Consider the following 26,288-nt stretch of genomic DNA (forward strand, 5'->3'; position numbering starts at 1 on the left):
CTAAACCCTCGCAGATGCGGCTACTTCCCGGCCGGGGACCGGGAAGTAGCCCTTGTCGGTGAAGAATTCCACGTACCGCGCCAGCAGGTGCCCCGTTGCCCGGGGGCAGTGGATGTCGCTGCCGGTCGGAGCCACCTCCGTCGCGTCCGTGTCAATGTCGGGATAGCCCCCGATGCCCGAGATCGCGGCTTCGAAGACGTCGAGCAGCGGCAACAGCGAGTTCTCCGGATGCTTCCGCACACGGACTGGCTCCACTCCGCCGGGTCGAGGTCCACGAGCGTGTGGCCGAGGGCGCGGAGCCGCTCGACGATCTCGGTGAAGTGCAGACGGTGCGGATTGGACAGGTTGAAGGTGTCTCCCACTCCTGCGATCCGTGAGGAGAGCCACCGGATCGCCGCGCTCACGTAGTCGACCGGTGTCGGATGGAAGAAGCCGGAGATGCCCGCGGGGGCCACGCCCACCTCCAGCATGCCGCGGATGCTCAGCCACACGAAGTCCTGTTTCTGGCAGGCCCCGTTGACCTGGTCGCCGGAGACCACGTCGACCCGGTACACCGAGACAGGGATGCCGCGCGACCGGGCGATGTCGATGATCCCCTCGGCTATCCGCTTCGCCTGCCGGTACCCGTTGGACAGCAGCTCCGGCGGGCCGATCGGGTCGTCGACGGCGATACGGCGACCCTCGGCGGGCTCCTGCGCGTGGACGCCGGTGGACGAGATGTAGTGCACGGGAATGGTCCGGTGCCGGGCCGCGAGCCGCAGCACCTCCTCGGTGCCCGCGATGTTGGCGGGCCTCAACGCCTCGTACGGATAGAGCCAGTTGACGCTGGCACCCGTGTGGTGGACGACGTCGACCACCCGGGCCAGCTCGTCGAAGGCGCCCTCGTCCCGTCCGAGCGCCGGCTCGGCGAGATCACCGACGGCAATGTCGATCCGGTCGAAGTCGAGGTCCGCCCCCGTCTCGTACCACGTGGCCGCGGTAGTCAGGCGTGCGCGGGCATCCGACGCGTCCGTGCCGCGGACCAGGCAGTGGATCCGCGCAGACGTGTTCCGCAGCAGGTCCCTCAGCAGGAAGGAACCGAGGAAGCCGGTGGCGTCGGTCAGCAGGATGTGCCGGGGTTCGTCGGTGAGGTGCACGTCAGGCGCGGCGACGATGTGGGCGAGGTGTTCGAAAATCACCCTTCGTCCGTTCGATGGGGCTGGGGTGCCCTGCGCAGGGCGAGCGAGGTAAATCGGCCGCCCCGTGTAACGGCAGGTAGGCATCTGCCAAGGACTTGAGGGGCGCGGGAGTGGCCTTCCGACCTGTGGCTAGGATCGGAGGTCAGGACATGGGGAGGGGCAGACGGTGCGTTTTGCAGTGGGGCCTCGGGGGGCTGAAGCGCGGGAGCTCGCGGCCCTGTGGGAAGAGGGGGTCGACGGGGTGCTGGTGCCTGATGTCCGCTCTCCTGATGGTCACCGCACCGGATACGTCCTGCACCTGGCGTGGTACGAGGAGCCGATCGGTGCGGTGAGGATCGCGCATGCGGCAATGGATCCCCGAGGGCGGCATAGGCCGCCCATGCCAGACCGGTTCGTGCACTTGGACGACGACTTCTTCTCTGTCGGGCAGGACGTCTCCTACTACGAGAACCTGCGGCACCTTCCTGACTGGGAGCGGGCTGAGGTATTTCGGGCGCTGCGTGACATGGCGAGCGATGAAGCCGTCTTGACCGCCGCTCTGGAATACGACGTCACTCATGACTCGCTCCTGCGGTACGTCAAACTGGCCACGGTGCGCGGGCAGATGCGCCGACTTGCCGGCGGAGGCGCCCGCAGGCAGTCCTTCGGCATCGGCTACACCCCTCCTGGCCGCGACGGAACAAACCCGCCACGGTTCACGTTTTCGGCCGTTCCCGGCTCACAACCGGCCACGAACATCCACGCGCTGACCGGACGCAACGGTGTGGGAAAGTCGTTCGTACTGTCCCGTCTGGCACGGGCCGTGGCCGCCGACGAGCCAGATCTCACCAGGTTCGGCCTCGTGACCGAGGAAGGCAGGCAGGGGCGGTCCTTCGCGAACCTGGTGATGGTCTCCTTCAGCGCCTTCGACGGCTTCCCCCTCCTCCACGGCGATGCCATGTTCGACACCTCTTATGTCGGCCTGCACGTCCCGGGTTCCGCACCACCCCGTTTCAAGACCCCCAATCAGTTGCGTCGGGACTTCACCACCGCCGTGCGTGCTTGCATGACCCGTGAACGCACCCCTCGGTGGATCGACGCCATGCGTGCCCTCGACTACCCCGGCGGTGGACTGCTGGAAGACGGCTGGCTCGCCGCCTTCGAAAGCACCCCCACCGTTGCCGGCCAGATCCGCAAAGCCAGAGCCCTGTTCGGAACTCTCTCAGCCGGCCACCGGATCGTCCTGCTCACCGTCACCCGGCTGATCGAGAACGTTGACGAGCGCACTCTCGTCATCATTGACGAACCCGAAACCCATCTTCACCCCCCGCTGCTGGCCGCATTCATGCGCACCATCTCCGCCCTGCTGGCCGACCGCAACGGACTCGCCGTCGTCGCTACCCACTCACCAGTGGTCGTCCAGGAACTCCCTGCTCGCTGTGTGTGGAAGCTGCAGCGCCATGGCGACCACCTCCGCGCCAGGCGCCCGGGAATCGAGACCTGGGGCGAGAACGTAGGCGTCCTCACCCACGAGGTGTTCACTCTCGAAGTCACCGAATCCGGCTTCCTGAAGGACCTGCGAACGCTCGTCAACCAGGAGCTGACCTACGACCAGGTCCTCGCCCGGTACCACCACCGGATGGGCAGCGAGGCACGCGTCGCCCTCAGCGCACTGATCGCCGTCCGCGGCGGCGAAACCCGCGTCGAAGGGCCCAGCGATGCGCCGTAGCCTCACACCGCCTCCGCAGGACCCCCGGGACGTCTACAGCACCTGCATCAACAACACCCATCGTGTCACCTTCGCCAAACTGGCCTTGGCCGAGGACGACGTCGTCGACGCCGCCGACCAGTTCGAGGCTGCCGCCCAGAAGCAGGCGCTCCACACGCTCGCCCACCTGGGCGAGCAGCCCACGAACCGGCTCGACCGTGAGCGGCTGGCGAAGGTTTACGACGGGCGCCTGGTCCGCACAAGTGGACCCGGCCGCAAGACCTACGACGCGATCAAGGCCAGGTCGGCTTTCTGTCCGTTGTGCACCATCGGGACGGTCTCCACGATCGACCACTACCTCCCCAAGATGAAGTACCCGCTCCTCGCCGTGGTGCCAGTGAACCTCGTCCCCGCGTGCGGTGACTGCAACAAGAAGAAGGGAGAGCACGCCCCGGCCACCGAGGAAGATCAGACCCTCCACCCGTACTTTCCCGTCCAAACGCTCTTCGAGCACCCGTGGTTGGTGGCCCGAATTCTCCCGCCCACTGCTGATCGCGGCATGGTGGCCACGTTCTCTGTCACCCCCCACCCGAAATGGCCACCGGTGCTCGCCGCACGGCTGAACTCCCACCTCCGGGTTCTTGAACTCGATACACGCTTTACCTACGCGGTGGTGTCGGAGCTGTCCGCGGTGAGCAACCTTGTGGCCACGTGGACTACCTACGGCCTCGCACGTGACGGGATCCATCGGATGCTGGCTGATCAGGCCGCCGCGAGGGGCGGGGGCGAATCTCTCAACACGCCTATGGCCGCGTTGTACCGTGCCCTCGCCGAGGACGGTTGGTACCTCAACGGTGGGTGGCGCAGCGCAGTCGAACACGTTCCGTCAGAGGGGTGACCGGGCGCTGAGCGGCTCACCACTCCAGTGGGGATCCAAGAAACAGGTGGAGCGAGGGGGCCAGTGCGGAAACAATCTTGATGTAGCCAGTGTTGTCGCCCACTAAAGGGTGTTGCACAAGGCTGCATTTGGGCAGGTCAGAGCCCGTGCGGGCAGTCTTCTGGTCATGATGCGAGGGCGAGGTTGTGCATGTGGGCGACGGCCTGGACGGCGTGGTGGAGGCCGTCGCCGTGCTGGCGTCAGTCGCGGAGGATCGTGTAGTTCTTCATCCGGCCGATCACATGCTCCACCCGGGCCCGGACCTTGCGGTGGGTCGACCTCACACCGATCCCGGTGCCGAGAGGTTCGGCAGAGGGGCGCCTGACCGGGAAAACCCCAGGTCAGGCGCCCCTTTTCGCGCGTTTAGAAGAAGCCGAGCTTCTTCGGTGAGTACGACACGAGGAGGTTCTTCGTCTGCTGGTAGTGGTCCAGCATCATCTTGTGCGTCTCGCGCCCGATGCCCGACTGCTTGTAGCCCCCGAATGCGGCATGCGCCGGATATGCGTGGTAACAGTTGGTCCACACACGGCCCGCCTGGATCGTGCGGCCCGCCCGGTAGGCGGTGTTCATGTCGCGGGTCCACACGCCCGCCCCGAGCCCGTACAGGGTGTCGTTGGCGGTCTTCATCGCGTCGTCGAAGTCGGTGAACGACGTGACCGCGACGACCGGGCCGAAGATCTCCTCCTGGAAGACCCGCATCCGGTTGTCGCCCTCGAAGATGGTCGGCTGTACGTAGTAGCCGCCCTCCAACTCCCCGCCGTGTTCGATGCGCTGACCGCCCGTCAGGATCTTCGCGCCCTCCTGCTGGCCGATGTCCAGGTAGGACAGGATCTTCTGGAGCTGGTCGTTGGAGGCCTGGGCCCCGATCATGGTGTCGGTGTCGAGGGGGTGGCCGGGCTTGATGAGTTCGGTGCGGGCGATCGCCGCCTCCAGGAACTCGCTGTAGTGCCCGCGCTGGATCAGCGCGCGCGACGGACAGGTGCACACCTCGCCCTGGTTGAGGGCGAACATCGTGAACCCTTCGAGCGCCTTGTCGCGGAAGTCGTCGTCCGCGCTCCACACGTCGTCGAAGAAGATGTTCGGGCTCTTGCCGCCGAGTTCCAGGGTGACTGGCTTGATGTTCTCGGAGGCGTACTGCATGATCAGCCGCCCCGTCGTGGTCTCCCCGGTGAACGCGATCTTCGCGACCCGCGGGCTGGACGCGAGCGGCTTGCCCGCCTCCACGCCGAAGCCGTTGACGATGTTCACCACGCCCGGCGGCAGCAGATCGGCGATCAGGCTCATCCAGTAGTGGATCGAGGCGGGCGTCTGCTCGGCCGGCTTGAGGACGACGGCGTTCCCTGCCGCCAGCGCCGGTGCCAGTTTCCAGGTCGCCATCAGTATGGGGAAGTTCCACGGAATGATCTGGCCGACGACGCCCAGCGGCTCGTGGAAGTGGTACGCGACCGTGTCGTCGTCCAGCTCGCTCAGCGAGCCCTCCTGGCCGCGCAGCGCGCCCGCGAAGTACCGGAAGTGGTCGATGGCCAGCGGGATGTCGGCGGCCAGCGTCTCGCGGACCGGCTTGCCGTTCTCCCAGCTCTCCGCGACCGCGAGCTCCTCCAGGTGCGCCTCCATCCGGTCGGCGATCTTCAGCAGGACGTTCGCGCGCTCGCCCGGCGCGGTGCGCCCCCAGCCGGGGGCGGCGGCGTGCGCGGCGTCCAGGGCGAGCTCGACGTCCTCGGCGGTGCCGCGCGCCACCTCGGTGAAGGGGCGGCCGTTCACCGGGCTCGGGTTCTCGAAGTAGCCGCCGCGCACCGGAGCGACGTACTCGCCGCCGATCCAGTTGTCGTAGCGACTCTGGTACGACATGATCGCGCCGTCGCTGCCGGGCGCGGAGTATCGGGTCATGACGTGGCCTCCCTCGGGCGGTGCCGCCCGCCGTTGGACGGCACCGGCAGGGACGCTAGGCGGGCGGACGTTGCAACACCGTTGCGGGAGGCGTCGGGCGCACCGGCGCCGGTGGTGGCGTTCCGTGCACCGGTGCCGGTGCACGCAGTGCGGCGTCCAGCTCCCTGACGCGCGCGTGCACAACAGGACGCTGTCGTACGGACGCCACCTGCGCCAGCGCCTGCCATACCGCCACGTCGTCCTCGCCCCACGGACTGTGCACCCAGTCCGACAGCAGCCCCGGGTCCGCCCGTGCCACCAGCGCCGCCCGCAGCTCCGCCTCCAGCCTGCCGCGCAGCCGCACGACGGCGGGCGCCTGCGACCCCGGCAACAGCGGCCCCGCGTACGCGCCCATCGCGGCGGCCACCGCACCGGAGCCCAGCCGCCGGGCCACCACGGTGAAGTCCGCCTCCACCGGAACGGTGAGCCGGTAGGGGCGCGAGCACAGCAGATGGGGCCCGAGCAGCCGCCGCAGCCGGGACAGTTCCGCGCGCAGCGTCACCGGCGTCACCGACTCGTCCTCGTACAGCTCGCACAGCAGGCGGTCGCCCGACAATCCCTCGGGATGCCGCGACAGCAGGACGAGGATCTCGCTGTGCCGCCTGCTCAGGCGCACCTTGGAACCACCCGCCACCAACAGGGCCTCGTCGCGCCCGAGCGCGTACAGCAGGGCGGCGTCGTCGTCCGCGCGCGGGGCGGGCACCGACAGCGCCAGGTGCGACTCGGCGGCCCGCGCCACCGCCTGCACGAACGCCAGACTGTGCGGATGGGCGAGGCTGTCGCCGCCGGTGATGTCCACGGCGCCCAGCAGCCGCCCGGTGTGCGGATCGTGCAGCGGTGCCGCCGCACAGGTCCACGGGTGCACGGGCCGCAGGAAGTGCTCCGCCGCGAACACCTGCACCGGCCGGTCCAGCGCGAGCGCCGTCCCCGGTGCGTTCGTCCCCACCGACGACTCGTCCCAGCGGGCACCCGGCACGAAGTTCATCCGCCCCGCCCGTCGCCGCGAAAGCGCGTCCCCCTCCACCCACAGGAGCCGCCCGAACGCGTCGCACACGGCGACCAGGTGCTCCCCGTCCCGGGCGTACGCGCCCATCAACTCGCGGAACAGCGGCATCGCCCGCGCCAGGGGATGGCTGTCGCGGTACGTGCTCAGGTCGTCGTCCGCCAGCTCCACGCGCGCATGGCCGTCGGGGCTGACCCGGGCACGCGCCGAGCGCCGCCACGAAGCGGCCACCACCGGGCGCACCGGCCGCTCCACCCGGCCCGCCGAGGTGAACACCTCGTGCGCCCGGCGCAGCAGACCGAGCCGTTCACCGGGATCGGCGCCCGGTTCCAGAGCCACCCACGCGTCGGTCAACTCGGCCTCCCCGGTGAAGACTTCGGACGGCAACGGGCCCTGCGGGCCGAAAGCCCCATCGTCGTCGTGCCGGGGGAGGGCGGCAAGCGTCCCGGCAGCACCCCTTGCCGTCGGAGGGCCGCCCTGCGACGGAGCGGCGATGGGCTAGCCCTCCGACTGAGCGGCGATGATCAGTTCCTTCATCAGCTCGCGGCTCAGCTCCGGGTCGTCCTCGAACGGCAGCCAGTCGCGCCCGCACCGGCACCGCATCCGCACCACGTCGCCCCATCTGCCCCCGGCGGAGAACCCGGTGACCGCCTCACAGCCGGGACAGGCCATCGGTCCCTCGCCCGCCACCACGATCGGCGCGAGCATCTCGATCGACCAGGGGTCGAGCAGCTCGAACTCCTCCACGACCGCGCGCCTACCGGGGCGGGATCTCGCCGAGCTGGGCGCTCAACGTCCGCAGATCGCCCCCGGAGATCCCCGAGAGGGCGGCCACCTCCTCCAGGTCCGACCCGGCCTGCGCGGCCGCCACGGCCTCGGTCTCGACGTCCGCACGGGCCGCGTTCAGCGCGACCTCGGCTTCCCGCAGGCGCTGCACGGCCAGTTCCAGCGGAGCCAGACTCTTCTCGGTGTCCATGCTGCGGATACTGGCACGGGAGAGGAGCACACGGCCAACCGGCGACCCCGGCTAGGACAGCCCGCGGAGCGTCCCGGCCACCTCCCGCAGGTGCCGGTGCAGCCCCCGGTGCGGATCCCCGGACGGCAGCCACTCCTTGCGGATCTTGGCCACGCAGGTGTAGTTCGTGTCGCAGACGTTCGCCAGCGGCGCCTCACCTGCCTGGCTGACCAGCTGGTACGCGTCCAGCTCGGAGAACCCGTAGTCACGCGCCAGCCACTGCACCAGGTCCAGCTGGGAGATCCGGAACGCGTCCTCCAACGGGCGCGCGGACCCCGTCGACAGCAGATGCGTGTCCGACTCCAGCCGGGGCCACGGCGTCGCCACCCCCTTGAGCAGTTCCACGACCACCACCGTGTTCATCGCGCACTCCACCGCCACCCCACAGGTCTCGCCCTCGCCCTGCCGGGCGTGCCCGTCACCCAGGCTGAGCAGCGCGCCCGCCACGTTGACGCCGAGGTAACAGGTGACCCCGGCCCGCATCTCCGGGGTGTCCATGTTGCCGCCGTGCGCGTCGGGCACCAGCGCCGAGCGCACCTCCAGATTCGCCGGGGCCACCCCCACCGTGCCGTGCATCGGGTCCATCGGCAGCTCCACCTCGATGTCGCTGTCCCGCGCCCGGAACAGACAGGTGCGCCGTCCGCGGTCCAGCTCCCACATCCACACCACCTCCGGCAGCGGTGCCTGCAGGGAGGCCGTCGTGTGTGTCGACGTCAGCGCCCCGAACAGCGGCACCGTCGTCGACGCCGCCCAGTCGCGGGCGGGCTCGATCGACACGAAGTGCACGGCCACCGTGTCGCCCGGCTCCGCCCCCTCCACGTAGAAGGGCCCCGTCTGCGGATTCAGGAACGGGAACGCGCACACCTGCGACACCAGGTCCTTCTCGGAGCGCACCCGCCCCGCGAAACAGTCCTCGGTGTACAGATCGAGCACCGTGCCCGGTGCGATGCGTGCGACGGGCGCGGCCCCGCCGAACGTCCAGCCGTACTCGCCCTCTTGCGGTCGTACGGTCACCACGCGGGGATCGGTCATCGCTGAGCTGCTCCACTTCCGGGGCGGGACGGGTCGGACCCTTCGTACAGGGCGTTGGGAAGGTCGTCCAGGATGACCGTGGCCAGCAGCACGAACGTCGTCATGACCCGGTGCCACGGCCCTGCGGCATGCGGAATGTTGCGGTCCGCCATGGAGTGGGACGCAACTTCGGCACAGGGGTCGCGAGTTGTCCCCGTACGACCGATCCTGGACGGTATGGCCACGCCGCCCGTACCACCGCACCAGCCGCCCGGCACACCCCCGGGAGGAGGCTTCGGCCCCCCACAAAGCCCCCCGCAAGGACCACCCCAGCAACCCCCCGCAGGCCCGCCCTACGACGCGCCGCCCGGCGGCTACGGCCCGCCGACGGTCGGCGGCGGCCACGGCTGGCCCCCCGAGGGTCCACCGCCGGACGGCCCCGCAGGACCGCCCGGCGGGTCCGGCGGAGGGCGTCGCCCCCTGGTGCTGATCCTCGCCGTCGTCCTGGCGATAGCCGCCGTCGTGGCCGTCGTCCTCGTCGTGACCGGCGGCGACGGCTCGAAGCAGCCGGGCGCGCCCACGACCACCACGCCCGCGCCGAAGCCCACCTTCAGCCTGCCGTCCGAGTTCCCCACCAGCCTGCCGTCGGGCTTCCCGACGAAGCTCCCCTCCGGATTCCCCACGGAACTGCCGAGCGACTTCCCCTCGGACATCTTCTCCGACCTCCCTTCCGACTTCCCGTCGGACCTGGAGTCCCTCCTCCCCTGACACCGGCTCCGGTGCTGGTGTCAGGTGCACCCCGCACCCCCGGTGTCACGGGTGCTGACCCCCCGTCCGCTTCGGGTGGTGACGTCATGGCCGGGGCAGGACATGCTCCGTAGCGTTCCTGGGAGACGCGCGACGCAGACGCCGAGCGCGCCTCCACGGAACGGAGTTCACGCATGCGCCAGGCCGTCGACACCGCGCCGGTGCACCTCGCCGGCACCACCCCCGGAAGCGACTTCGCACCACTGCTGCGCACGGTCAGGGCGCAGGGACTGCTCGGCCGCCGCCACGGCTGGTACGCCGCCCGCGCGGTGGTGAACCTGTGCTCGCTCGCCGCCGTGGTCACCGGCGTGATCCTGCTGGGACACAGCGGGTGGGTGTTCCTGCTCACCGTCCCGTTCTCCCTGGTCTGGACGCGCACGGCCTACCTCTCCCACGACGCGGGCCACGCGCAGATATCGAGCAGCCGTCGCACCAGCCGCTGGATCTCGTTGGTCCACGCGAATCTGCTGCTCGGCATGAGTCAGGCCTGGTGGAACTCCAAGCACGACAAACACCACGCCAACCCCAACCACGTCGACAAGGACCCGGACGTGGGCGTCGGCGCACTCGTGTGGACCCAGCAACAGGCCGCCGGACGCGAGGGTTTCGCCCGCTGGCTCACCCGCAACCAGGCCCGGCTGTTCTTCCCCATGCTGCTCCTCGAAGGCATCGCCCTGAAGGTGTACGGGTTCCAGGACCTGCGCCGCCAGGACCGGCGCGAGCGCTGGGCGGAGGGCTCCCTCCTGGTCCTGCACCTCGCCCTGTACGCGACGCTCCTGCTGGCCACCATGACACCGCTGACGGCGCTCGCCTTCGCCCTCCTGCACCACGCTTTGTTCGGGCTCCAGCTCGGCATGGCCTTTGCGCCCAACCACAAGGGCATGGAGATGCCCGACCCCGACGGCGAGCGCTGGGGACACCTGCGCCGCCAGGTCCTCACCTCGCGCAACGTCCGCGGCGGCCCCGTCACCGACTGGTTCCTCGGCGGCCTGAACTACCAGATCGAGCACCACCTCTTCCCGAGCATGCCGCGCCCCCACCTGCGGCTCGCGCAGCCCCTGGTGCGCGCCCACTGCCGGGCGGTCGGCATCCCGTACACCGAGACCGGACTGCTCGACTCGTACCGGCAGGCACTGAGCCACATGCACGAAGTGGGCGCACCCTTGAGGAAGGGGACTGCCGTCCCGAACGGGTGAACCACCGCCGGAGGGAACCTCACCGGCCCGCATTGCGTTCTCAGAAGCAGGAGCGGCGACAGCCGCGGAGGAGGCGTCGAAGATGTCGAAGAGTTCGAAGGTCGCGGTCGGCGGTGTCGTCGTCGGCATCGCCCTCATCTGGATGATCGGGTTCTGGTACGCGCTGCTGGTCATCGTGGGTGTGCCCGTCGCCGCCTACCTGATGCTGGACAAGACCCAGCGGCGCAGGCTGCAGCGGATCACCCGCAAGGAGCTCGGCAGCTGAGACTCGCGCCGGATCGCTGTCCGCCCTGGAGGGGAAACCTCCCCCGAAGGCCCGGTGACCGCCCGTATAGGCTCGCGAACGATCATCGGTCCGGGAGAAGGGGAGCCCCACCATGGGCGCAGCAGTCACGGCGGTCAGCAGCAACGGCACGTACACGTTCACCAAGCCCAACCGCGACAGCATCACCCTGCTCGCCGGGCTCGGCGTCGAGGGCGACGTCCACTGCGGCGAGACGGTCAAGCACCGCTCCCGCGTCGCCCAGGACCCCACCCAGCCCAACCTGCGCCAGGTCCACCTCATCCACGGGGAACTCTTCGACGAGGTACGGCAGGACGGCTTCGACGTCGCCCCCGGCCAGCTCGGCGAGAACGTCACCACCAGCGGCATCGACCTCCTCGCCCTGCCCACCGGCACCCTGCTGAAGCTGGGCGAGGAGGCGGTCGTGGAGGTCACCGGCCTGCGCAACCCCTGCCTGCAGATCGACGCCTTCCAGGACGGACTGCTCAAGCGGGTCGTCGGCCGCGACGCCGAGGGCAACATCGTCCGCAGGGCCGGCGTCATGAGCGTCGTACGCACCGGCGGCGTGGTCCGCCCGGGCGACACCATCACCGTCGAACTCCCCGCCGCCCCGCACCGCCCCCTGGAACGCGTCTGACGCCCTGAACGGGGCGGCACGGGCCCAGGGGACACCCGGATACGTGCCGAAGCGGCGGCGCTGCGTCAGGACGGCCGTGCCGCCAGCTTGTCGAGCGACTCCAGGAGCCCCGGCAGCTCGGCGCCCCGCCCCACCGGCAAAATCTCCCCGGGCTCGTCGTCGAGCAGAAGGAAGGCGATGTCGTCGGTCCTGGCCACGAACGACCAGCCCGGACCGTCGGCCCGCAGCGTCCGCGCCTCGCCCGAGGCGAACGCCGACCGCACCCGCCCGACCGGCGGCGGGTCCGCGACGTAGCCGTGCAGCGCCTCGATCACCCGGCGCACCAGCGGATGCAGCTCGCCCTCGGAGCCCTCGAACGTCTCCGCGTCGCTCTGCTCGTCGAGCTGGCCGCGCCAGGTCGCCCACTGCCGGGCGATCTCGTCCGCACCCAGCCGGCGCTGCGCGGGCCCCCACTGCCCGGTGTCCGGCGGCGTCAGCAGCGGCCCGTCGGGGGAGTCGTCCGGCAGCTCGGGATCGTGCGGCTCCGGAACGCCGGGAGCGGCGACCGCGAGGGCGAGCGGCCAGCCGGGCAGGGCCGCCACCACCGAGCGCTCCGGCGGCGACAGGTCGTACTCCATGCCGCAGTCCCAGGAGGCGATCGCCACCGCCACCAGCGACACGTCGTCCACGACCACCGTCCAGCGCGCCCCGGTGCCGTCCTGCCCCAGCACCAGCCCGTAGCCGCGCTCGTCGGGCGCCAGGCCGAGCGCCCCGCACGCCTCGGGGAAGTCGTCGCCGAGCACCGCGGGGAACTGCGCGGGCGTGAGCAGCACCGCCGTGAGCACGAACAGCTCGTCCTCCCCGGCAGCCTCCTCCCGCGCAGCAGCCACCTCCTCCGCGGTCTCTTCCCCGGCAGCTTCCGTCCCGGCCACAGCACCCTCCCCAGACGTACGGTCGTCGGCGCACCTTAACCAGCCAGTAACCTGCGCGTCGAGGGGTGACGGCCGATTCGCCGCAGGCAGCCCGCGTACCACACGGACCGACCTTTCGCCGAGGTCAGGCCGCAGGCAGCCCGAGCAGGCTGCGGGCCACCCGCTGCGGCTCCTCGTCACGCTCCCGGGCGAGCGCGATCACGGCCCGGCACGCCAGTTCCGTCACCCCGAACGACAGCGCCTCGGGCGACACCCAGCCCGCGGCCTCGTCACTGCGCGGCTCGTCGTCCTCGACGCACGCCGCCACGTACTCGGCGGCCGCCTCGAAGATGTTGTGCGGACGCCGGGCCCGGTGAGCCGATTCTTCCGCCGGACGGGGTTCCTGCGACGACTTGAAGAACCGGGCGATTCTGTTCAGCATCCGCACCACATCCCCGTGAGCAGTAGATCTCGGATGCTTCAAGTGTGCCCCGTGGCCGTAGGGTTGAGCCGCCGCGAACCGTCCGCGATGGTGTGCCCCAGGGCGTCGCGCGGTGCTGCGCGGACTCCAACCAACCGCCGGAGGAGACCCGGCAGAAGGGCGACACGTGGTGAAGCGCTACGACCGGCTCCAGCAGATACGGCGACTCGACCCGGAGCAGGACTTCCTGCGGATCTACCGCCTGATGTCCACCCACGAGTTCCCCTGGGACTTCACCCGGGCCCTGGAACTGGCCCTCTACCGCACCTACGCGGTCCCCTCCATCGGCCGCCTCCTCGCCGAGACCGCCGAACTCACCGACCGCCCGCAGAAACGTTACGACGACACCGCGCTCCTGCTGGACACCGTCGTGGAACACGGCTTCACCAGCGCCGAGGGCCGCACCGCAGTCCAGCGCATCAACCGGATGCACCGCAGCTACGACATCAGCAACGACGACATGCGCTACGTCCTGTGCACGTTCGTCGTCACACCCAAGCGCTGGATCGACGCCTACGGATGGCGCAGACTCTGCGACCACGAACTGCGCGCCTCCGCGGCGTACTACCGCACCCTGGGCGCACACCTGGGCATCATGGAACTGCCCACCACCTACGAGGACTTCGAGCGCTGCCTCGACAGTTACGAGGCCGAGCGCTTCGGCTGGGACGAGGGCGCCCGCAAGGTCTCCGACGCGACGCTCGACCTGATGAGCTCCTGGTACGGACCCCTCGCCCCCCTCGCGAGGGGCGCCAGCCTAGCCCTCCTGGACGACTCGCTGCTGAGGGCCTTCCGTTACGAACGGCCACGCCCGGCGGCACGCGCCGTCGCCCGGGGCGCCCTGCGGCTGCGCGGCCGGGCGGTGCGCCTGCTGCCACCGCGCCGGGCCCCGCACTACGCCCGCCAGAACCGGGAGATCAAAGGCTACCCGAACGGGTACGAGATCGCCGCCCTCGGCACGTTCCCCGTGCCCGGAGTGCGCGGCTGCCCCGTGCCGCACACCCAGCGCACCTCGTAACGCCCCGGCGGCCTCCCACCGGCCCGGCATACCTCCCACCGGCCCGGCCGCCCCGCAGCGGCCCGGCTCAGCCCTCGCGGACGGCCAGCACGAGATACCGGTCGTCCTCGTCGACGTACGACATCAGACGCCACCCGGACCCCGCCAGGAGCGGACGCAGCCGGGGTTCGGCCCGCAGGTCGTCGTCGGAGACCCGCCGCCCCTGGTGGGCCGCGAGGGCGGCTCTGCCCACCGGGTGGAACAGTGCGAGCAGCCCGCCGGGACGCACCGTGCGGGCCAGCTCGCGCAGGTTCTCCCCGGGGCGCGGCAGGTGCGAGATCAGCCCCGATGCGAACACGGCGTCCACCACGCCCGTCCCGAGCGGCAGTCGCGCCACGTCGGCCTGGAGCAACAGCGCGCTCCGCCCGCGCCCCTTCCTGGCGGCCTCGTCCAGCATCTCCCGGGTGAGGTCCGCCCCGAGCACCGTCCCGGTGTTCCCCACCGCCTGCCGCAGGTACGGCAGCGCCCTGCCCGTGCCGCAGCCCGCGTCCAGCACCACCTCGCCGCCGCGCAGCCCCAGCGAGGCGACCGCCGCCTCGAAGGCGGGCCCGTCGTCGGGGAAACGCTCGTCCCACCGCGCGGCGCGCGAACCGAAGAACTCCCGCACCCGCGCGGGGTCATGAACCTGCGTGTGGTCATTCGTCATGCCCACATGATCCCCCGGGGGCACCTTGCAGCCACATTGCGCCGCCTTTCGAAAGGGTGCCCGGGAAGCCGTGGCCCGGGGACTACCGTCCACAACCCACGGGGCGCAGCCCGCCGCACCCAGGCCGGAGCCGGAGAGACCCACGGATGATCGAACATCAGAGGGCAGCCGAAGGCGCCACCCAGTGGTACGACGCCGAGGCGGGCCCCCTCGTACGCCCCTACGCCAAGACCGGCGTGCGCTCCGCCACCGGCGCGGTGCGTCAGCACCTCGACCTGGTCGCCCACGTCACGGCCGCCCCCGGAGCGGGCGCACCCGACGCCTCGCTCCTGAGCCGCGAGCACCAGGCCCTGCTGTCGCTGTGCCGCAGCGGCACACACACCGTCGCGGACCTCGCCTCGTCGGCGGGGCTGCCCACCGGAGCCGTACGCACCCTCCTCAACGACCTCATCAGCGCCGGGCAGTTGGAACTGCGGGGCCCCGCCCTCCCCACCGCCCTGCCCGTGGACATCCCGCTGCAGGACGTCATCGACGCGCTGCGCGCCCTGTGACGGCGGCCCGGCCCCGGGAAGCCCTCCCCGAACCTCAGACCCACCTCCGAAGGACGTACCCGATGGCCCCCGACCGAGGCGACCGCCCGGAAACAACCGACCACCCAGGCACCACCGACCACCCGGCGGGCACCGACCGCTTCGAGGTCTCCGACGCCCCGGACGGCGACGCTGCACCCGGCGCCGAAGGCGATGCCGACGTCACCGGAGACGGTGCGCCCCTCGCGCTGAAAATACTGGTCGCGGGCGGATTCGGCGTCGGCAAGACCACCCTGGTCGGCTCGGTGAGCGAGATACGCCCGCTGCGCACCGAGGAGATACTCAGCGAGGCGGGGGAGGCGGTGGACGACACCGCCGGGCTCGACCACAAGGCGGCGACCACCGTCGCGATGGACTTCGGACGCATCACCATCCGCTCCGGGCTCTCCCTGTACCTGTTCGGCACCCCGGGGCAGGACCGCTTCTGGTTCCTGTGGGACGACCTCGCGCAAGGGGCGCTCGGCGCCGTCGTCATCGCCGACACCCGCAGACTCGCCGACAGCTTCTTCGCCGTGGACTACTTCGAGGACCGCCGCATCCCCTTCGTCGTCGCGGTCAACTGCTTCGCGGGCACCCAGACCTACGGGGCGCTCGAAGTCTCGCGCGCCCTCGACCTCGACCGAGGAACTCCCGTGGTGCTGTGCGACGCACGCGACCGCGACTCCGGCAAGGAAGTGCTGATACGGCTGGTCGAATACGCGGGCCGGGTGCACACCGCGCGCATGCTCGACGCGATGAGCTGACCGGGCCTCCGCGCCCGCCCGCCGGAATTCCCGCCTCCCGTACACCGCTTGGTGATCCCGATCTGCTTGCCGCTGCGGCAACTGTGGGTAAGGCTTGCGGGAGAACAGGGGAAAACGGGAAACGGGGAACGACCGAGCGGGGAGAGCCGAAACATGGCACTGAGCAAGGGACTTGACTGGCTGCTCGACGACCTGACCAACCGGATTCAGCACATCCGGCACGCACTGGTCCTGTCCAACGACGGACTGGTGACCGGGGCGAGTTCCGGACTGGCACGGCCCGACGCGGAGCATCTCGCCGCGGTCTCCTCGGGGCTGCACAGTCTGGCGAAGGGCTCCGGGCGGCACTTCGGGGCCGGGAAGGTGCGCCAGACGATGATCGAGTTCGACGACGGAATCCTCTTCGTCACCGCCGCGGGCGAGGGCAGCTGCCTGTGCGTCCTGGGCGCGGCCGAGGCCGACTTCGGGCAGGTGGCCTACGAGATGACGCTGCTCGTCAACCGGGTCGGCGAGCATCTCAAGGTGGACGCGCGCCAACCGGGGATCTGACGGACCTGCGCAAACGCGCTCGGCCTGAGGGTTATCCACAGGCCGAGCGCGATCCGCGCCTCCCGGGCTACGGTCGTCACCGAGAGTGATTAGCACCTCACGGGGAGGACCGTCATGGCCGTACAGAACGCAGCCGCACAGGACGCAGCCGCACAGAACACAGCCGTACGAGAAGCGCGAGTGAAGCGAGACGCACTCGGGGGCGAACGGAATCGGGACCGGTCTGCGCCCGCGACCGTCACCGCCGTGCGCGCGGCCCAGGAACTGGGCCTGAAGAGAAACGAGTTCGACCTCGCCGTGCAGCTCGGCCGCATCCGCACCGTCGCCGACTGCGACGGCGGACGGCGTCGGGTGGCCCGCGAAGAAGTGGACCGGCTCCTGGAGTTGGAGCAGCGGGCCACCCCGCTCAGGGAGCGACTGCGTACCGCGGGGACCAGTGAGGGGGCCGCGCTCCTGAACATCGGCCGCGCACGCTTCACCGGACTGGCCCGCGCCGGATACCTGCAACCCGCGCGCTTCTACCTCAACCGCTATCGGGCGGTGGTCTGGCTCTACCTCGTCGAGGAACTGGCCGACTTCGCCGCCCGCCACCCCGAACTGCTCCGCGGCCGCTACCCGGACGCCCTGCGCGCCGCCCTCGCCGCGGGGGAGGACCGCCGGCCCCGGAACTGGCGCAGCCGACGGCTCGGCCAACTCCTGGTCAGGACCGAGGACCCCTGGGAGCAGGCGGCGATCTTCAGCTCGCTGCTGGAAGGCGACCGCCTCGCCCGCGTGGTGGACACCCCGCACGAGGCGGACCGCCTCGCCGGGCTCAGAGCCGGACTCGTCGCGGCGGAGCCCCGTGGCCCCGCCGCGCGCGAGGCCGTGCGTACGCTGCTGGTGGCCGACGATCCCGACGAGATCGACTGGATCGTCCTGAACCTGGCGCTGTCGCTCGACGAGGCGCGGGCCAAAGACGCCGACGCCGAGAAGGGCACCGAGAGCGGCGTCGGGAAGGGTGCCGGGGACGCCGTGCGGAGCCCACGGTGCGAGGGCCCGGTGCCCCGCCCCGCCCGGCACACCGGGCCCGGGCTGCTGCATCGGCTGGAGCGGATGCCGTGGCGGGCGTGGAGGGAATGGAGTGCCTCGACCTGGAGGGTGTCGACGCGGAGGCGGGGCAGGGGGAGCCGGAAGCCGCAGGCGCATGAGGCACACTGAGCGACGTGTCCTCCCCTCGCCGTGTCTGCCCCGTCTGCCGTCGTGAGATCGCCGTCGTCGCCGCGCGCTTCGCCCGCCACGACCCGCCGGGGGCACGTGGTACGACGGAGCTGATCTCCTGCCCCGGCTCGCGGACCACCGCGCCCCTCGGCTCGGCCGTGCAGCCGTCCCTCGACGGTTACGCGGTACCGGAGTTCCCCGGTCAGCTCCCGCTGTTCTGACCGTCCAGGTACGTCCAGTGCCCCTCAGCGCGCACGAACCGGCTCACCTCGTGCTGGCTGTCGGCCTCGCCGTCGTGGACGTAGTGCGCGCGGAACTCCACGACCCCCTCCTGGTGGAAGGCGCTGCCGCCCTCGGCGCGGAGAATGTCGAGGCCGGTCCACCGCATGGCGGGGTCCAGGTCCAGGTCGGCGGGCCGGGTCGTCGGATGCCAGGTCCGCAGGAGATAGGGCACGTCGAGTACCACGAAGGCGCTGTAGCGCGAGCGCATCAGACGCTCGGCGGTGGGTGCGGTGGCGTCCCCGCGGTGGAAGCGGCCGCAGCAGTCCGCGTACGACTCCGCGCGCCCGCACGGGCAGGGCGCGGCCGGGTCGGTCGGAGCGGGTACGGGCCGGGACGGGCGGGAGGGCTCCGTACGCGAGGACTGCGTACGCGAGCGACGGGAACGTGAGGCTTTGGACATGCCCCCATCCTCCCCGACACCGCCACGACCGGGCCCCGCACCCCGACGGCACCGCGTGCGCTTCCCCACCGGTACGGCGTATGCCCACCCCCGACCGCACCGCGCACGCACCCCCGCCCCGGTACGCCCCGGGCGCAGCTCAGAGGCCGCCGCGCAACTGCTCCCACTCGCGGCGATCGCGCTTGGTCGGGCGGCCCGCACCACGGTCGCGGACGCCCGCGCCCATGACCTCGCGCGGCGGGCGCGGCGCGCTCTTGTCGACGTAGGCCTCGGCGGCCGGAGCGGCCCCCACACGCTTGCGGATCAGCTGGGACACGATCACGACGCGCTCCCAGCCCTCCTGCCGCACCCGCACCTCGTCGCCGATCCGCACCGCCTGCGCCGGCTTGACCCGCTCTCCGTTGATCCGCACGTGCCCGGCCCGACAGGCCGCAGCCGCCGCCGACCGGGTCTTCGCCAGCCGCACCGACCAGACCCAGCTGTCGACCCGTACCGTTCCCGTCTCCGAAGCCATGCGGCCACCCTAATGCCGCAGAGCGGCGCGCAGGGCGGCCAGCGACGGCCGGGCCGCCTCCCGGCAGGACGGCACGAGGTTCGCGAAGCTCAGGAAGCCGTGCACCATGTCCTCCTGGACGTCCAACTGGGCGGGCACCCCCGCCGCACGCAACTGCCGCGCGTACGCAACGCCCTCATCCAGCAGCGGATCGTTGCCCGCCACCAGGACGTACGCGGGAGCCAGCCCCGACAGGTCGTCGGCGAGCGACACCGCACCGTACGGCACGGCGTCTGCACGGGAGATCGCACCGAAGTGGTGCCGGGCGAAGAACGCCATGGCCTGCGCCCCGAGCATCGGGGCCTCGGCGAGACGCCTGCGCGAGGGCGTGTCGTCCAGACCCGTCGCCGGATACCAGAGCAGTTGCAGCACCGGCTGCGGCAACCCCCGGTCGCGGGCCATCAGACAGACCCCGGCGGAGAGCGACGCCCCCGCACTGTCCCCGGCGAGCGCGATGCGCGACGGGTCACCGCCCCATTCCCGCGCGTGCTCCAGGGCCCACGCGTACGCGGCGAAGCCGTCCTCCAGGGCGGCGGGGAACGCGTGCTCGGGGGAGAGCCGGTAGTCGACCGCCACGACGATCGACCCGCTCTCCTCCGCCGTCGTACGGCACAGCGCGTCGTGACTCTCCAGGTCGCCGATCACGAACCCGCCGCCGTGGCAGAAGACGGTGACGGGCAGATCCGGTTCGGTCGAGGGGTGGTAGAAGCGCACCGGGATGCGGCCACCCGGTCCCGGAATGCTGGCGTCCGCGACCTTCGGCAGCTGCGTCGTGACCGGCAGCAGGGCGAGCCGCGCCGCCGACTGCTTGCGGAAGGAGACCGGGTCCAACGACCAGTCCATCTGCGGAACATGATCCAGGAGCCGTTGGAGCGCGGGTTCGATCGGCATGCCACAACCCCCTGACGAACCATCAGCAAGGCCATGAATGTACGGTTCGTTTGAACCGAAAGGAAGTGGCGTGCCACGGGCAATGCGGGCATGCCGCGCCGCGGGTAATCCGGTGGTGGACCGGACGCGGGCCGATCAGGATGACGCAATGCACACCTTCCTGGAGACCGAACGGCTGGCCCTGCGCCCGTTCGCCGACACCGAAGCGGACGTCGACCGCCTGCTGGCGCTGAACAACGACCCCGAGGTCATGCGGTACATCAACGGCGGTCTGCCGACTTCGCGCGAAGCGGTCCGCACCGGCATCCTGCCGACGATGCTGACCGACCACCGCTGCACGGGCACCCGCGGCCACTGGGCGGCGGAGGACAGGGAGACCGGGGAGTTCCTCGGCTGGTTCGCACTCGCCCCGCTCGACCAGGACAGCCCGGCCGTCGCCGAACTCGGCTACCGCCTCAACCGGGACGCCTGGGGCCGGGGCTGTGCGACCGAGGGTGCCCGCGCCCTGATCGACAGGGGATTCACCGACCTCGGGGTCCAGCGCGTCACGGCGAACACCATGACGGTCAACGCGACGTCCCGCCGGGTCATGGAGAAGTGCGGCCTCACCTTCGTCCGCAGCTACTTCGACGACTGGCCCGAGACCATCGAGGGCTCCGAGCGCGGCGATGTCGCGTACGAGCTCACCCGCCCCGCGTGGGAGCGGCTCGGGCCGTTGGCGCACCCCCGTGCATGATCACAGCCCGACCGCAGTGCCCCGGCGTGCGAAAGCCGCCCGCACGCTGCCTACTGGAAGCAGGACTGACCTCCTCCGGTCAGCCTTCCGCCCCGCCCGCCGGGAGGTCCCCGCCATGTTCCGCCCCCGCACCGTCCGCGCAGCCCTCGCCACCGCCCTGCTCGCCGGCGGTCTCCTGCTCGCCCCCGCGGCCGCCGCCGACCCGCCCCCCGGCGCGGACCGCTGCGCCGCGATCCAGCACGACCTCGACGCCTACCGGCGCGGCGAGGTCCAGTACTACGTCGATCCCGAACCGGCCTGGCGGGCCGAGGCCGCCGAACTCGGCTGCGAGATCTGCGGGCTCTGACGACGCGGGGAGGCAACGTCAGGGCCCGCAGGCATCAAAGAGCCGCGAGAACCGCAGGTATCAAGGAACCCGCAGGCACCACATCCGCAGCCGCGCGGTTCAGGCCGGAAGCCGGTTCGGGTGCGACATCCGGCGCGCCGCCCGCAACAGGCCCTGGATCTGCGGCCCCGCCTGCTCCACCCCCGTCACCGGCGTCGGGAACGCCAGCCGCACGTCGGCGTGCGCACGCGGGTACTCCAGACGCAGCGTGAGACCGTACCGGTCCATCGCCACCGGCATCGCCCGCGTCAGGTCGGCGGTCCGTGGCGCACGCACCAGGCGCAGCAGCAACGGCACCAACTCGGCGTGCGCGTCCAGCAGATGCGTGAGCATCCCCGCCTCACAGGTGGCCAGCGGGTCCGGAAGCGCGTGCTCCAGCTCTTCGAGAGTGACGTACGCACGCCCTTCCCCGTCCTCGATCACCGCCTGCCCGAACTCCATGCAGGTGCTGCCCTGGTGCGCCTCGGAGGAGTCGTACGGTGCCGCGAGCAGCCCGGTGACGGTGACCCGGGCGCGGACCCGGTCCCGTACCGGAGTGGGAGCGATGTCGGTGAACTCCAGCCGCACGGGGATGCGTTCGTGCCCGGGGGAGGGGTGGGCCGCGTCGGTGGGTTCGTGGACGTGGATGCGGCTCATGACGCCCTCCCCGTCGAGCCTGCGGACCTCCGTGTGCACGCCGTCGCTGACGACGGTCATCGAGTGGGCGGCGGCCAGGACGGACCGGACGCGCTCGGCGCTGGTCGGCTGCTGGGCACGGGAGGGGCGGGGCAGGCGCATGCGGGATCTCCAAGAGGCAACGGCAGGACACCGGATCGAGCAACTTAGGTAAGCCTAACCTAATGCTCTTCCGGTGGCTGCGGCGCGACACGGATCAACCGAAAACCGCCCCCGCGCGCCCCCTCACCGAGGGAAGTGACGCGCGATTCCACTCCCTACTCGAAGCGGTCGGTGTCGCCCGCCCCGCGCCGTACGATCTCCGCCTCGCCGTCCGAGAAGTCGACGACCGTCGTCGGCACCGTCCCGCAGTCGCCCGAATCGATCACCGCGTCCACGACGTGCTCGAGTCGCTCCTTGATCTCCCAGCCCTGCGTCATCGGCTCCTCCTGGTCGGGCAGCAGCAGCGTGCTCGACACCAGCGGCTCGCCGAGCTGCGCGAGAAGGGCCTGCGCGACGACGTGATCGGGGATCCGCACGCCCACCGTCTTCTTCTTCGGGTGCAGCAACTGGCGCGGCACGTCCTTCGTCGCGGGCAGGATGAAGGTGTAACTGCCCGGTGTCGCCGCCTTGATGGTGCGGAACACCCGGTTGTCGAGCTGCACGAACTGGCCCAGCTGCGCGAAGTCGTGGCACACCAGCGTGAAGTGGTGCCGGTCGTCCAGGTTGCGGATCGTCCGGATCCGGTTGATGCCGTCCTTGCTGCCGAGCTGACAGCCCAGCGCGTAACAGGAGTCCGTCGGATACGCGACGAGCGCGCCCGCCCGGATGCTGTCCGCCACGCTCGCGATGGTGCGGGGCTGGGGGTTCTCGGGGTGCACGTCGAAGTACTTGGCCATCTGCCGAGTCTAGGCGATCACCCCCGAACCGCCCGGCGAAGCCCACCCGCCCCACGGCCCGCCTCCCCGCGCAGCCCATCCGCCCCCGCAGCCCCTACTCGACCGCCGCCCCGCCCATCGTCCGCCGCATCGCCATGTTGCTGACCAGCAGCCCGCCGTCCACGGGAAGCGTCACCCCGGTGATCCACGACGCGTCCGCCGACGCCAGGAACGCCACCGCCGCCGCGATGTCCTCCGGCTCCCCGAGCCGCCCCATCGGGTAGTGCGCGGGCAGTACGTCCAGGGGCGTCGCCCGCCCCTCCCAGGCACGTGTGCGTACGGTTCCGGGCTCCACGACGTTCACCCGCACCCCGCGCGGCGCGCACTGCACGGCCAGCGTCCGCGTGAGCGACGCCAGGCCCGCCTTCGCGGCGCTGTAGGCGTGGTTGCCGAAGTGCTGCTCCGCGTTGACGGAGCCGATGTTGACGATCGCCCCGCGCCCTCCGGCCGCCGCCAGGTGCGGCAGCGCGGCCCGTGCACAGCGGAACGCGCCGTGCAGGCTCACCTCGAAGTCCTCGTACCAGGGCCCGTCCGGGGTCTCCTCGAAGAGCTCGGGCTCCGCGTGACAGGCGTACGCGTTGTTGACCAGCACGTCCAGCCGCCCGAAGGTCTCGACGGCCAGCGCCACCGCCGCCTCCACCGCCGCCCGGTCGACGACGTCACAGCCCTGCGCCAGCGCCGTCCCACCCCCCTTGCGTATCTCCGCAGCCACCCGCTCGGCACGCTCCGCCTCCCGGTCGGTGACGAGCACCTGCGCCCCTTCCGCCGCGAACCGCCGGGCGGTCGCCTCCCCGATGCCCTGCCCTGCGCCGCTGATGAGCACGCCGTATCCACCGAATCGCGTCATGCCCGAACCGTAATTCCGCATCAGCTCCCAGTGGACCGATTCACGCATCACGGGCCGCCGCAGAAGAGGCACGGAAAGCCGAACTCCCCGACTCCTGCCCAAAGAAGTCCCCCACCCGCCCCCCGGCCTATGCTCCTGCGAGACCGCCCACCACCGACCCCGACCCCCACCACCCACCCCGCCCCCCACCCACGAGTGAGGACCCCTCCATGCCCCCGACCCCCGCCCCGCACACCCCTCTCGCCGACTTCACGCTCCCCGGAGGCGTGCTGACCGACGACGGCTTCGCGCGCAGCGACTACACGCTCAGCGCCCGACGCGGCCGCCCCCTCGTCCTCGCCTTCTACCCCGGCGACGACACCCCCGTCTGCACCAAGCAGCTCTGCTCCTACTCCAGCGGCCTCGACGCCTTCACCGACACCGGAGCCGAGGTCTGGGGCATCAGCCCGCAGAGCGTCGACAGCCACGAGGCGTTCGCCCGTAAGCACGACCTGCGCCTGCCCCTGCTCGCCGACACGGACCGCTCCGTCGCCAAGGCCTTCGGCATCACCGCCCCCGGCATCGGCCTGCGCCGCGCCGTCTTCATCGTCGCCCCCGACGGCACCCTGCACTGGAAGCACGTCTCGCTGCTGGGCGCCACCTTCCAGAACACCGACACCCTCACCCGCGAACTGAAGTCCCTCTCCGCCTCCTGACCGGGCCCCGCCCCAGGTCCACACCCGGCCCCCACCACGTATGCCGATGGGGCAGGGTGCGGTTCCTGCCCCGACACGACGGCGGGCAGCACGGCCGCTCCGAGGGGCGCCTCGCTGTGCCGGGGCAGACGCGTTCGGTCCGCGCCCGGCCCGAGACCCGAAAGCCACGACGTCCTGGGTGTCAACAGGACATCGTGGCGCTATCCGCCCGCGACCCGCCCCGCCTCCCACGCCCACGCGGCGATCCCCACCCGGTTGCGCACCTTCAGCTTGGCCTGGATGTTCGCGATGTGCGTCTTGGCCGTACCGGCGGAGATGAACAGCCGGTCACCGATCTCCGCATTCGTCAGCCCGTCCGCGACCAGGTGCGCGATCTCCGCCTCCCTGGCCGTGAGCGGCGTGCTCGGCGCAGGTGCGTCGGCGGGAGCGGCCGGCTGTGCCGACGGCAGCCCGCGCAGCAGCCGGACCGTGATCTGCGGGCTGATCAGCACGTCGCCCGCCACCGCCGCCCGCACCCCCTCGATCAGGAGGTTCGGCCCGGACCGCTTCAGCAGGAATCCGCAGGCGCCATCCCGCAACGCCGTGCGCACGTAGTCGTCGTGGTCGAAAGTGGTGACCACCAGCACCCGCACCGGGTCCTGGACCCCCGGGCCCGCCAGCCTGCGGGTGACTTCCAGCCCGTCGAGACCCGGCATCCGGATGTCGGCCAGCACCAGGTCCGGGCGCAGCGAGCGGGCCAGTTCGACGGCGGCGGTGCCGTCGGCCGCCTCCCCGACCACCGACATGTCCGGCTGCGAGTCCAGGACCATGCGGAACCCGGTGCGGACGTCGGCCTGGTCGTCGGCCAGCAGGATGCGGATCACTTCGGCTTCTCCGATACGTCGTCAGGGGTACGGGGCGGGGTGGGCCCGACGGCGAACGGCAGCCGCGCCGCCAGCCGCCAGCCGGTGTGGCCGTCCGGGCCGACGGCGAGCGTGCCGCCCAGGGCGACGGCGAGTTCGGTGAGCGCGGGGACACCCCGCCCGCCGCGCCGCGGCGCGAAGGGCCGGGGCCGGGACCGCACGCCGTCGTTGCGCACGCCCAGGTCCAGGACGTCGCCGTCGAGCGTCAGTGCGACGTCCACCCGGGTCGCGGCGGGGGAGTGGCGGCGTACGTTGGTGAGGGCCTCCACGACGATCCGGTACGCGGCCGCCCCGACCTCCCTCGGCAGCTCCTCTGGCAGTCCGGCAGCCATGCGGAGCTCCGCCCGGGCGGACCCTGAAGCGGCGAAGTCGGCGACGAGGGAGGGGAGTTGGGAGACCGAGGGCAGGGCGGACGCGGTGCCGTCGGGATCGAGCATGTCCATGGTGCGGTCCATGGCCGACAGGGCGCTCAGCCCCGCCCTCTCGATGCGCTCCAGCGCGAGCACCGCCTGCCCGGGATCGGTCGCCGCCACGAACCGTGCGGCCTGCGCCTGGACGACGATGCCGCTGATGTCGTGCGCCACGAAGTCGTGCAGGTCCCGCGAGAGCTGAAGCCGTTGCGACCTGCGCGCCTCCAGCACCGCCCGGCCCCGCAGGTCCTGCTGGCGCCGGAAGTGCGCCCCGGCCGCGACCGCCGCCAGCGCGGGCAGGAGCCAGACGGCCGCGATGCCGGTGCTCTCCAGCAGAGAACCGCCCGGGGCCAGCGGCACCGGCCACAGGGCCACCGCCAGGGACGCCAGCACCACCGAGGGCCGCAGTTCCCGAGGGGCCGACCATCGGGTCACCGCGGCGATGAGCGGCAGCAGGAGGAAGGCCTGCGCCAACTTCCAGCCCGAACCCGCCTCGTCGTCGGGCAACGCGAAGGACGTGACCAGCGACAGCACCGCACACGCGGCCGTGGCGGCTGACACGTCCACACCCCGCGCGGCCGCGAAGCCCCCGCGGCGCAGCCCGATCCCGATCCGTACCAGCGCACCGGACGCCAGCAGCACGACCACGGCGTCAAGTGCCGTGCGCAGCAAGCCGATTCGATCCCCCATGCGTGCACCCTAAGCGGTCGCCCGCCGAACCGGCATCTGCCGATCGGGAGATCTGCCGCACCCGCTGTGGCC

The 26,288-nt window shown here is 71.3% G+C and carries 33 protein-coding genes and 1 pseudogene; 15 read left to right on the forward strand and 19 right to left on the reverse strand.

Annotated elements, in window-relative coordinates:
- Window positions 1-20: 20 nt before the first annotated feature.
- Window positions 21-1,178, reverse strand: coding sequence for a thioester reductase domain-containing protein (locus tag ACIO3O_RS25205; protein WP_401749470.1), 1,158 nt, complete (start codon window positions 1,176-1,178; stop codon window positions 21-23).
- 394 nt (window positions 1,179-1,572) lie between these two features.
- On the opposite strand from ACIO3O_RS25205, the gene ACIO3O_RS25210 reads away from it, so the two are divergent.
- Complete coding sequence (locus tag ACIO3O_RS25210) at window positions 1,573-2,886, forward strand: AAA family ATPase (RefSeq protein WP_401749584.1); 1,314 nt, start codon at window positions 1,573-1,575, stop codon at window positions 2,884-2,886.
- Entirely contained in the window at window positions 2,876-3,763 is an 888-nt protein-coding gene (locus ACIO3O_RS25215; protein ID WP_401749472.1) for a hypothetical protein, read from the forward strand. Before ACIO3O_RS25210 ends, ACIO3O_RS25215 begins: the two co-directional genes overlap by 11 nt.
- 164 nt (window positions 3,764-3,927) lie before the next feature.
- Here the strand turns inward: ACIO3O_RS25215 and ACIO3O_RS25220 are convergent.
- From ACIO3O_RS25220 to ACIO3O_RS25250, 7 genes and pseudogenes are all read right to left on the reverse strand, one after another.
- Window positions 3,928-4,077, reverse strand: a pseudogene (locus ACIO3O_RS25220) (IS5/IS1182 family transposase); the annotation flags it as partial.
- A gap of 88 nt (window positions 4,078-4,165) precedes the next feature.
- Entirely contained in the window at window positions 4,166-5,689 is a 1,524-nt protein-coding gene (gene adh / locus ACIO3O_RS25225; protein ID WP_401749473.1) for an aldehyde dehydrogenase, read from the reverse strand.
- A 55-nt stretch (window positions 5,690-5,744) separates the two neighbouring features.
- On the reverse strand, window positions 5,745-7,085 hold the full coding sequence (locus ACIO3O_RS25230; RefSeq protein ID WP_401749475.1) for a GAF domain-containing protein: 1,341 nt from the start codon (window positions 7,083-7,085) through the stop codon (window positions 5,745-5,747).
- Window positions 7,086-7,229: 144 nt separating this feature from the next.
- A complete protein-coding gene (locus ACIO3O_RS25235; RefSeq protein WP_401749476.1) occupies window positions 7,230-7,478 on the reverse strand; it encodes a hypothetical protein in 249 nt (82 codons plus the stop codon).
- Between the two features lie 10 nt (window positions 7,479-7,488).
- On the reverse strand, window positions 7,489-7,707 hold the full coding sequence (locus tag ACIO3O_RS25240) for a hypothetical protein (protein ID WP_401749477.1): 219 nt from the start codon (window positions 7,705-7,707) through the stop codon (window positions 7,489-7,491).
- 51 nt (window positions 7,708-7,758) lie between these two features.
- Entirely contained in the window at window positions 7,759-8,778 is a 1,020-nt protein-coding gene (locus ACIO3O_RS25245) for an acetamidase/formamidase family protein (RefSeq protein ID WP_401749478.1), read from the reverse strand.
- Window positions 8,775-8,930 carry a hypothetical protein gene (locus ACIO3O_RS25250; protein ID WP_401749479.1) on the reverse strand — a complete coding sequence of 52 codons (156 nt, stop codon included), beginning with the start codon at window positions 8,928-8,930 and terminating at the stop codon, window positions 8,775-8,777. The genes ACIO3O_RS25245 and ACIO3O_RS25250 overlap by 4 nt, the downstream gene beginning before the upstream one ends.
- Window positions 8,931-9,240: 310 nt before the next feature.
- Between ACIO3O_RS25250 and ACIO3O_RS25255 the strand changes: the two genes are divergently transcribed.
- The 4 genes from ACIO3O_RS25255 to ACIO3O_RS25270 all read left to right on the forward strand — a co-directional run bounded on the left by ACIO3O_RS25255 (window position 9,241) and on the right by ACIO3O_RS25270 (window position 11,680).
- Window positions 9,241-9,525, forward strand: coding sequence for a hypothetical protein (locus ACIO3O_RS25255; protein ID WP_401749482.1), 285 nt, complete (start codon window positions 9,241-9,243; stop codon window positions 9,523-9,525).
- 173 nt (window positions 9,526-9,698) lie between these two features.
- The gene (locus ACIO3O_RS25260; RefSeq protein ID WP_401749485.1) at window positions 9,699-10,760 is read left to right on the forward strand and encodes a fatty acid desaturase family protein; all 1,062 of its coding nucleotides are present in this window, start codon (window positions 9,699-9,701) and stop codon (window positions 10,758-10,760) included.
- 82 nt (window positions 10,761-10,842) lie between these two features.
- Complete coding sequence (locus tag ACIO3O_RS25265) at window positions 10,843-11,025, forward strand: hypothetical protein (protein WP_401749486.1); 183 nt, start codon at window positions 10,843-10,845, stop codon at window positions 11,023-11,025.
- 112 nt (window positions 11,026-11,137) lie between these two features.
- Window positions 11,138-11,680 (forward strand): MOSC domain-containing protein, encoded by a 543-nt coding sequence (locus tag ACIO3O_RS25270; protein WP_401749488.1) that lies wholly within the window; start codon window positions 11,138-11,140, stop codon window positions 11,678-11,680.
- A 65-nt stretch (window positions 11,681-11,745) separates the two neighbouring features.
- Here ACIO3O_RS25270 and ACIO3O_RS25275 read toward each other — a convergent pair whose 3' ends face one another.
- Together ACIO3O_RS25275 and ACIO3O_RS25280 are read right to left on the reverse strand one after the other, a co-directional pair.
- Complete coding sequence (locus tag ACIO3O_RS25275; RefSeq protein ID WP_401749586.1) at window positions 11,746-12,549, reverse strand: hypothetical protein; 804 nt, start codon at window positions 12,547-12,549, stop codon at window positions 11,746-11,748.
- A 166-nt stretch (window positions 12,550-12,715) separates the two neighbouring features.
- On the reverse strand, window positions 12,716-13,012 hold the full coding sequence (locus tag ACIO3O_RS25280; RefSeq protein WP_401749490.1) for a hypothetical protein: 297 nt from the start codon (window positions 13,010-13,012) through the stop codon (window positions 12,716-12,718).
- Between the two features lie 166 nt (window positions 13,013-13,178).
- Here ACIO3O_RS25280 and ACIO3O_RS25285 point away from each other — a divergent pair, with 166 nt between their 5' ends.
- The gene (locus ACIO3O_RS25285) at window positions 13,179-14,069 is read left to right on the forward strand and encodes an oxygenase MpaB family protein (protein ID WP_401749492.1); all 891 of its coding nucleotides are present in this window, start codon (window positions 13,179-13,181) and stop codon (window positions 14,067-14,069) included.
- Between the two features lie 67 nt (window positions 14,070-14,136).
- Here ACIO3O_RS25285 and ACIO3O_RS25290 read toward each other — a convergent pair whose 3' ends face one another.
- Window positions 14,137-14,754 carry a class I SAM-dependent methyltransferase gene (locus tag ACIO3O_RS25290; protein ID WP_401749495.1) on the reverse strand — a complete coding sequence of 206 codons (618 nt, stop codon included), beginning with the start codon at window positions 14,752-14,754 and terminating at the stop codon, window positions 14,137-14,139.
- Window positions 14,755-14,900: 146 nt separating this feature from the next.
- Here ACIO3O_RS25290 and ACIO3O_RS25295 point away from each other — a divergent pair, with 146 nt between their 5' ends.
- The 5 genes from ACIO3O_RS25295 to ACIO3O_RS25315 all read left to right on the forward strand — a co-directional run bounded on the left by ACIO3O_RS25295 (window position 14,901) and on the right by ACIO3O_RS25315 (window position 18,054).
- Window positions 14,901-15,305: a DUF742 domain-containing protein gene (locus ACIO3O_RS25295; protein ID WP_401749497.1), complete on the forward strand. Its 405-nt coding sequence runs from the start codon at window positions 14,901-14,903 to the stop codon at window positions 15,303-15,305.
- Between the two features lie 62 nt (window positions 15,306-15,367).
- Window positions 15,368-16,087: a GTP-binding protein gene (locus ACIO3O_RS25300; protein ID WP_401749499.1), complete on the forward strand. Its 720-nt coding sequence runs from the start codon at window positions 15,368-15,370 to the stop codon at window positions 16,085-16,087.
- A 153-nt stretch (window positions 16,088-16,240) separates the two neighbouring features.
- Window positions 16,241-16,636 carry a roadblock/LC7 domain-containing protein gene (locus ACIO3O_RS25305; RefSeq protein WP_189826132.1) on the forward strand — a complete coding sequence of 132 codons (396 nt, stop codon included), beginning with the start codon at window positions 16,241-16,243 and terminating at the stop codon, window positions 16,634-16,636.
- Window positions 16,637-16,882: 246 nt separating this feature from the next.
- On the forward strand, window positions 16,883-17,833 hold the full coding sequence (locus ACIO3O_RS25310; protein WP_401749502.1) for a DUF6397 family protein: 951 nt from the start codon (window positions 16,883-16,885) through the stop codon (window positions 17,831-17,833).
- A 5-nt stretch (window positions 17,834-17,838) separates the two neighbouring features.
- Entirely contained in the window at window positions 17,839-18,054 is a 216-nt protein-coding gene (locus tag ACIO3O_RS25315; RefSeq protein WP_345226244.1) for a hypothetical protein, read from the forward strand.
- On the opposite strand, the gene ACIO3O_RS25320 is transcribed toward ACIO3O_RS25315, so the two are convergent.
- The 3 genes from ACIO3O_RS25320 to ACIO3O_RS25330 form a co-directional block, all read right to left on the reverse strand.
- Entirely contained in the window at window positions 18,036-18,515 is a 480-nt protein-coding gene (locus ACIO3O_RS25320; protein WP_401749504.1) for a YchJ family protein, read from the reverse strand. The genes ACIO3O_RS25315 and ACIO3O_RS25320 overlap by 19 nt on opposite strands.
- Window positions 18,516-18,654: 139 nt before the next feature.
- Entirely contained in the window at window positions 18,655-19,029 is a 375-nt protein-coding gene (locus tag ACIO3O_RS25325; RefSeq protein WP_401749506.1) for an RNA-binding S4 domain-containing protein, read from the reverse strand.
- Between the two features lie 9 nt (window positions 19,030-19,038).
- Complete coding sequence (locus ACIO3O_RS25330; protein WP_401749508.1) at window positions 19,039-19,959, reverse strand: alpha/beta hydrolase; 921 nt, start codon at window positions 19,957-19,959, stop codon at window positions 19,039-19,041.
- Between the two features lie 148 nt (window positions 19,960-20,107).
- On the opposite strand from ACIO3O_RS25330, the gene ACIO3O_RS25335 reads away from it, so the two are divergent.
- Window positions 20,108-20,695, forward strand: coding sequence for a GNAT family N-acetyltransferase (locus ACIO3O_RS25335; RefSeq protein ID WP_401749510.1), 588 nt, complete (start codon window positions 20,108-20,110; stop codon window positions 20,693-20,695).
- Window positions 20,696-20,810: 115 nt separating this feature from the next.
- Complete coding sequence (locus ACIO3O_RS25340) at window positions 20,811-21,041, forward strand: hypothetical protein (RefSeq protein WP_401749511.1); 231 nt, start codon at window positions 20,811-20,813, stop codon at window positions 21,039-21,041.
- Window positions 21,042-21,140: 99 nt separating this feature from the next.
- Here the strand turns inward: ACIO3O_RS25340 and ACIO3O_RS25345 are convergent, their stop codons facing one another.
- The 3 genes from ACIO3O_RS25345 to ACIO3O_RS25355 all read right to left on the reverse strand — a co-directional run bounded on the left by ACIO3O_RS25345 (window position 21,141) and on the right by ACIO3O_RS25355 (window position 23,519).
- Complete coding sequence (locus tag ACIO3O_RS25345; protein ID WP_401749512.1) at window positions 21,141-21,857, reverse strand: DUF2470 domain-containing protein; 717 nt, start codon at window positions 21,855-21,857, stop codon at window positions 21,141-21,143.
- Window positions 21,858-22,012: 155 nt separating this feature from the next.
- Window positions 22,013-22,633, reverse strand: a complete 621-nt coding sequence (locus tag ACIO3O_RS25350; protein WP_401749513.1) for an L-threonylcarbamoyladenylate synthase — start codon at window positions 22,631-22,633, stop codon at window positions 22,013-22,015.
- Window positions 22,634-22,727: 94 nt separating this feature from the next.
- A complete protein-coding gene (locus ACIO3O_RS25355; RefSeq protein ID WP_401749514.1) occupies window positions 22,728-23,519 on the reverse strand; it encodes an SDR family NAD(P)-dependent oxidoreductase in 792 nt (263 codons plus the stop codon).
- Window positions 23,520-23,728: 209 nt separating this feature from the next.
- On the opposite strand from ACIO3O_RS25355, the gene ACIO3O_RS25360 reads away from it, so the two are divergent.
- Window positions 23,729-24,214 carry a peroxiredoxin gene (locus ACIO3O_RS25360; RefSeq protein ID WP_401749516.1) on the forward strand — a complete coding sequence of 162 codons (486 nt, stop codon included), beginning with the start codon at window positions 23,729-23,731 and terminating at the stop codon, window positions 24,212-24,214.
- Between the two features lie 200 nt (window positions 24,215-24,414).
- Here the strand turns inward: ACIO3O_RS25360 and ACIO3O_RS25365 are convergent, their stop codons facing one another.
- Both ACIO3O_RS25365 and ACIO3O_RS25370 read right to left on the reverse strand, forming a co-directional pair.
- The gene (locus ACIO3O_RS25365; protein WP_401749518.1) at window positions 24,415-25,077 is read right to left on the reverse strand and encodes a response regulator; all 663 of its coding nucleotides are present in this window, start codon (window positions 25,075-25,077) and stop codon (window positions 24,415-24,417) included.
- Entirely contained in the window at window positions 25,074-26,216 is a 1,143-nt protein-coding gene (locus ACIO3O_RS25370) for a sensor histidine kinase (protein WP_401749521.1), read from the reverse strand. Before ACIO3O_RS25370 ends, ACIO3O_RS25365 begins: the two co-directional genes overlap by 4 nt.
- Window positions 26,217-26,288: the final 72 nt, after the last annotated feature.

Origin of the sequence: Streptomyces sp. NPDC087440 (genome assembly GCF_044744005.1) — a bacterium.
In the GTDB taxonomy this organism is placed as follows: Bacteria; Actinomycetota; Actinomycetes; order Streptomycetales; family Streptomycetaceae; genus Streptomyces.

Coding starts and splice junctions, on each gene's coding strand:
- ACIO3O_RS25215 (WP_401749472.1), top strand. CDS start 2,876: ATGCGCCGTAGCCTCACACCGCCTCCGCAGGACCCCCGGGACGTCTAC.
- adh (WP_401749473.1), bottom strand. CDS start 5,689: ATGACCCGATACTCCGCGCCCGGCAGCGACGGCGCGATCATGTCGTAC.
- ACIO3O_RS25240 (WP_401749477.1), bottom strand. CDS start 7,707: ATGGACACCGAGAAGAGTCTGGCTCCGCTGGAACTGGCCGTGCAGCGC.
- ACIO3O_RS25245 (WP_401749478.1), bottom strand. CDS start 8,778: ATGACCGATCCCCGCGTGGTGACCGTACGACCGCAAGAGGGCGAGTAC.
- ACIO3O_RS25250 (WP_401749479.1), bottom strand. CDS start 8,930: ATGGCGGACCGCAACATTCCGCATGCCGCAGGGCCGTGGCACCGGGTC.
- ACIO3O_RS25260 (WP_401749485.1), top strand. CDS start 9,699: ATGCGCCAGGCCGTCGACACCGCGCCGGTGCACCTCGCCGGCACCACC.
- ACIO3O_RS25265 (WP_401749486.1), top strand. CDS start 10,843: ATGTCGAAGAGTTCGAAGGTCGCGGTCGGCGGTGTCGTCGTCGGCATC.
- ACIO3O_RS25270 (WP_401749488.1), top strand. CDS start 11,138: ATGGGCGCAGCAGTCACGGCGGTCAGCAGCAACGGCACGTACACGTTC.
- ACIO3O_RS25280 (WP_401749490.1), bottom strand. CDS start 13,012: ATGCTGAACAGAATCGCCCGGTTCTTCAAGTCGTCGCAGGAACCCCGT.
- ACIO3O_RS25290 (WP_401749495.1), bottom strand. CDS start 14,754: ATGACGAATGACCACACGCAGGTTCATGACCCCGCGCGGGTGCGGGAG.
- ACIO3O_RS25295 (WP_401749497.1), top strand. CDS start 14,901: ATGATCGAACATCAGAGGGCAGCCGAAGGCGCCACCCAGTGGTACGAC.
- ACIO3O_RS25300 (WP_401749499.1), top strand. CDS start 15,368: ATGGCCCCCGACCGAGGCGACCGCCCGGAAACAACCGACCACCCAGGC.
- ACIO3O_RS25305 (WP_189826132.1), top strand. CDS start 16,241: ATGGCACTGAGCAAGGGACTTGACTGGCTGCTCGACGACCTGACCAAC.
- ACIO3O_RS25320 (WP_401749504.1), bottom strand. CDS start 18,515: ATGTCCAAAGCCTCACGTTCCCGTCGCTCGCGTACGCAGTCCTCGCGT.
- ACIO3O_RS25325 (WP_401749506.1), bottom strand. CDS start 19,029: ATGGCTTCGGAGACGGGAACGGTACGGGTCGACAGCTGGGTCTGGTCG.
- ACIO3O_RS25330 (WP_401749508.1), bottom strand. CDS start 19,959: ATGCCGATCGAACCCGCGCTCCAACGGCTCCTGGATCATGTTCCGCAG.
- ACIO3O_RS25335 (WP_401749510.1), top strand. CDS start 20,108: ATGCACACCTTCCTGGAGACCGAACGGCTGGCCCTGCGCCCGTTCGCC.
- ACIO3O_RS25340 (WP_401749511.1), top strand. CDS start 20,811: ATGTTCCGCCCCCGCACCGTCCGCGCAGCCCTCGCCACCGCCCTGCTC.
- ACIO3O_RS25345 (WP_401749512.1), bottom strand. CDS start 21,857: ATGCGCCTGCCCCGCCCCTCCCGTGCCCAGCAGCCGACCAGCGCCGAG.
- ACIO3O_RS25350 (WP_401749513.1), bottom strand. CDS start 22,633: ATGGCCAAGTACTTCGACGTGCACCCCGAGAACCCCCAGCCCCGCACC.
- ACIO3O_RS25355 (WP_401749514.1), bottom strand. CDS start 23,519: ATGACGCGATTCGGTGGATACGGCGTGCTCATCAGCGGCGCAGGGCAG.
- ACIO3O_RS25360 (WP_401749516.1), top strand. CDS start 23,729: ATGCCCCCGACCCCCGCCCCGCACACCCCTCTCGCCGACTTCACGCTC.
- ACIO3O_RS25370 (WP_401749521.1), bottom strand. CDS start 26,216: ATGGGGGATCGAATCGGCTTGCTGCGCACGGCACTTGACGCCGTGGTC.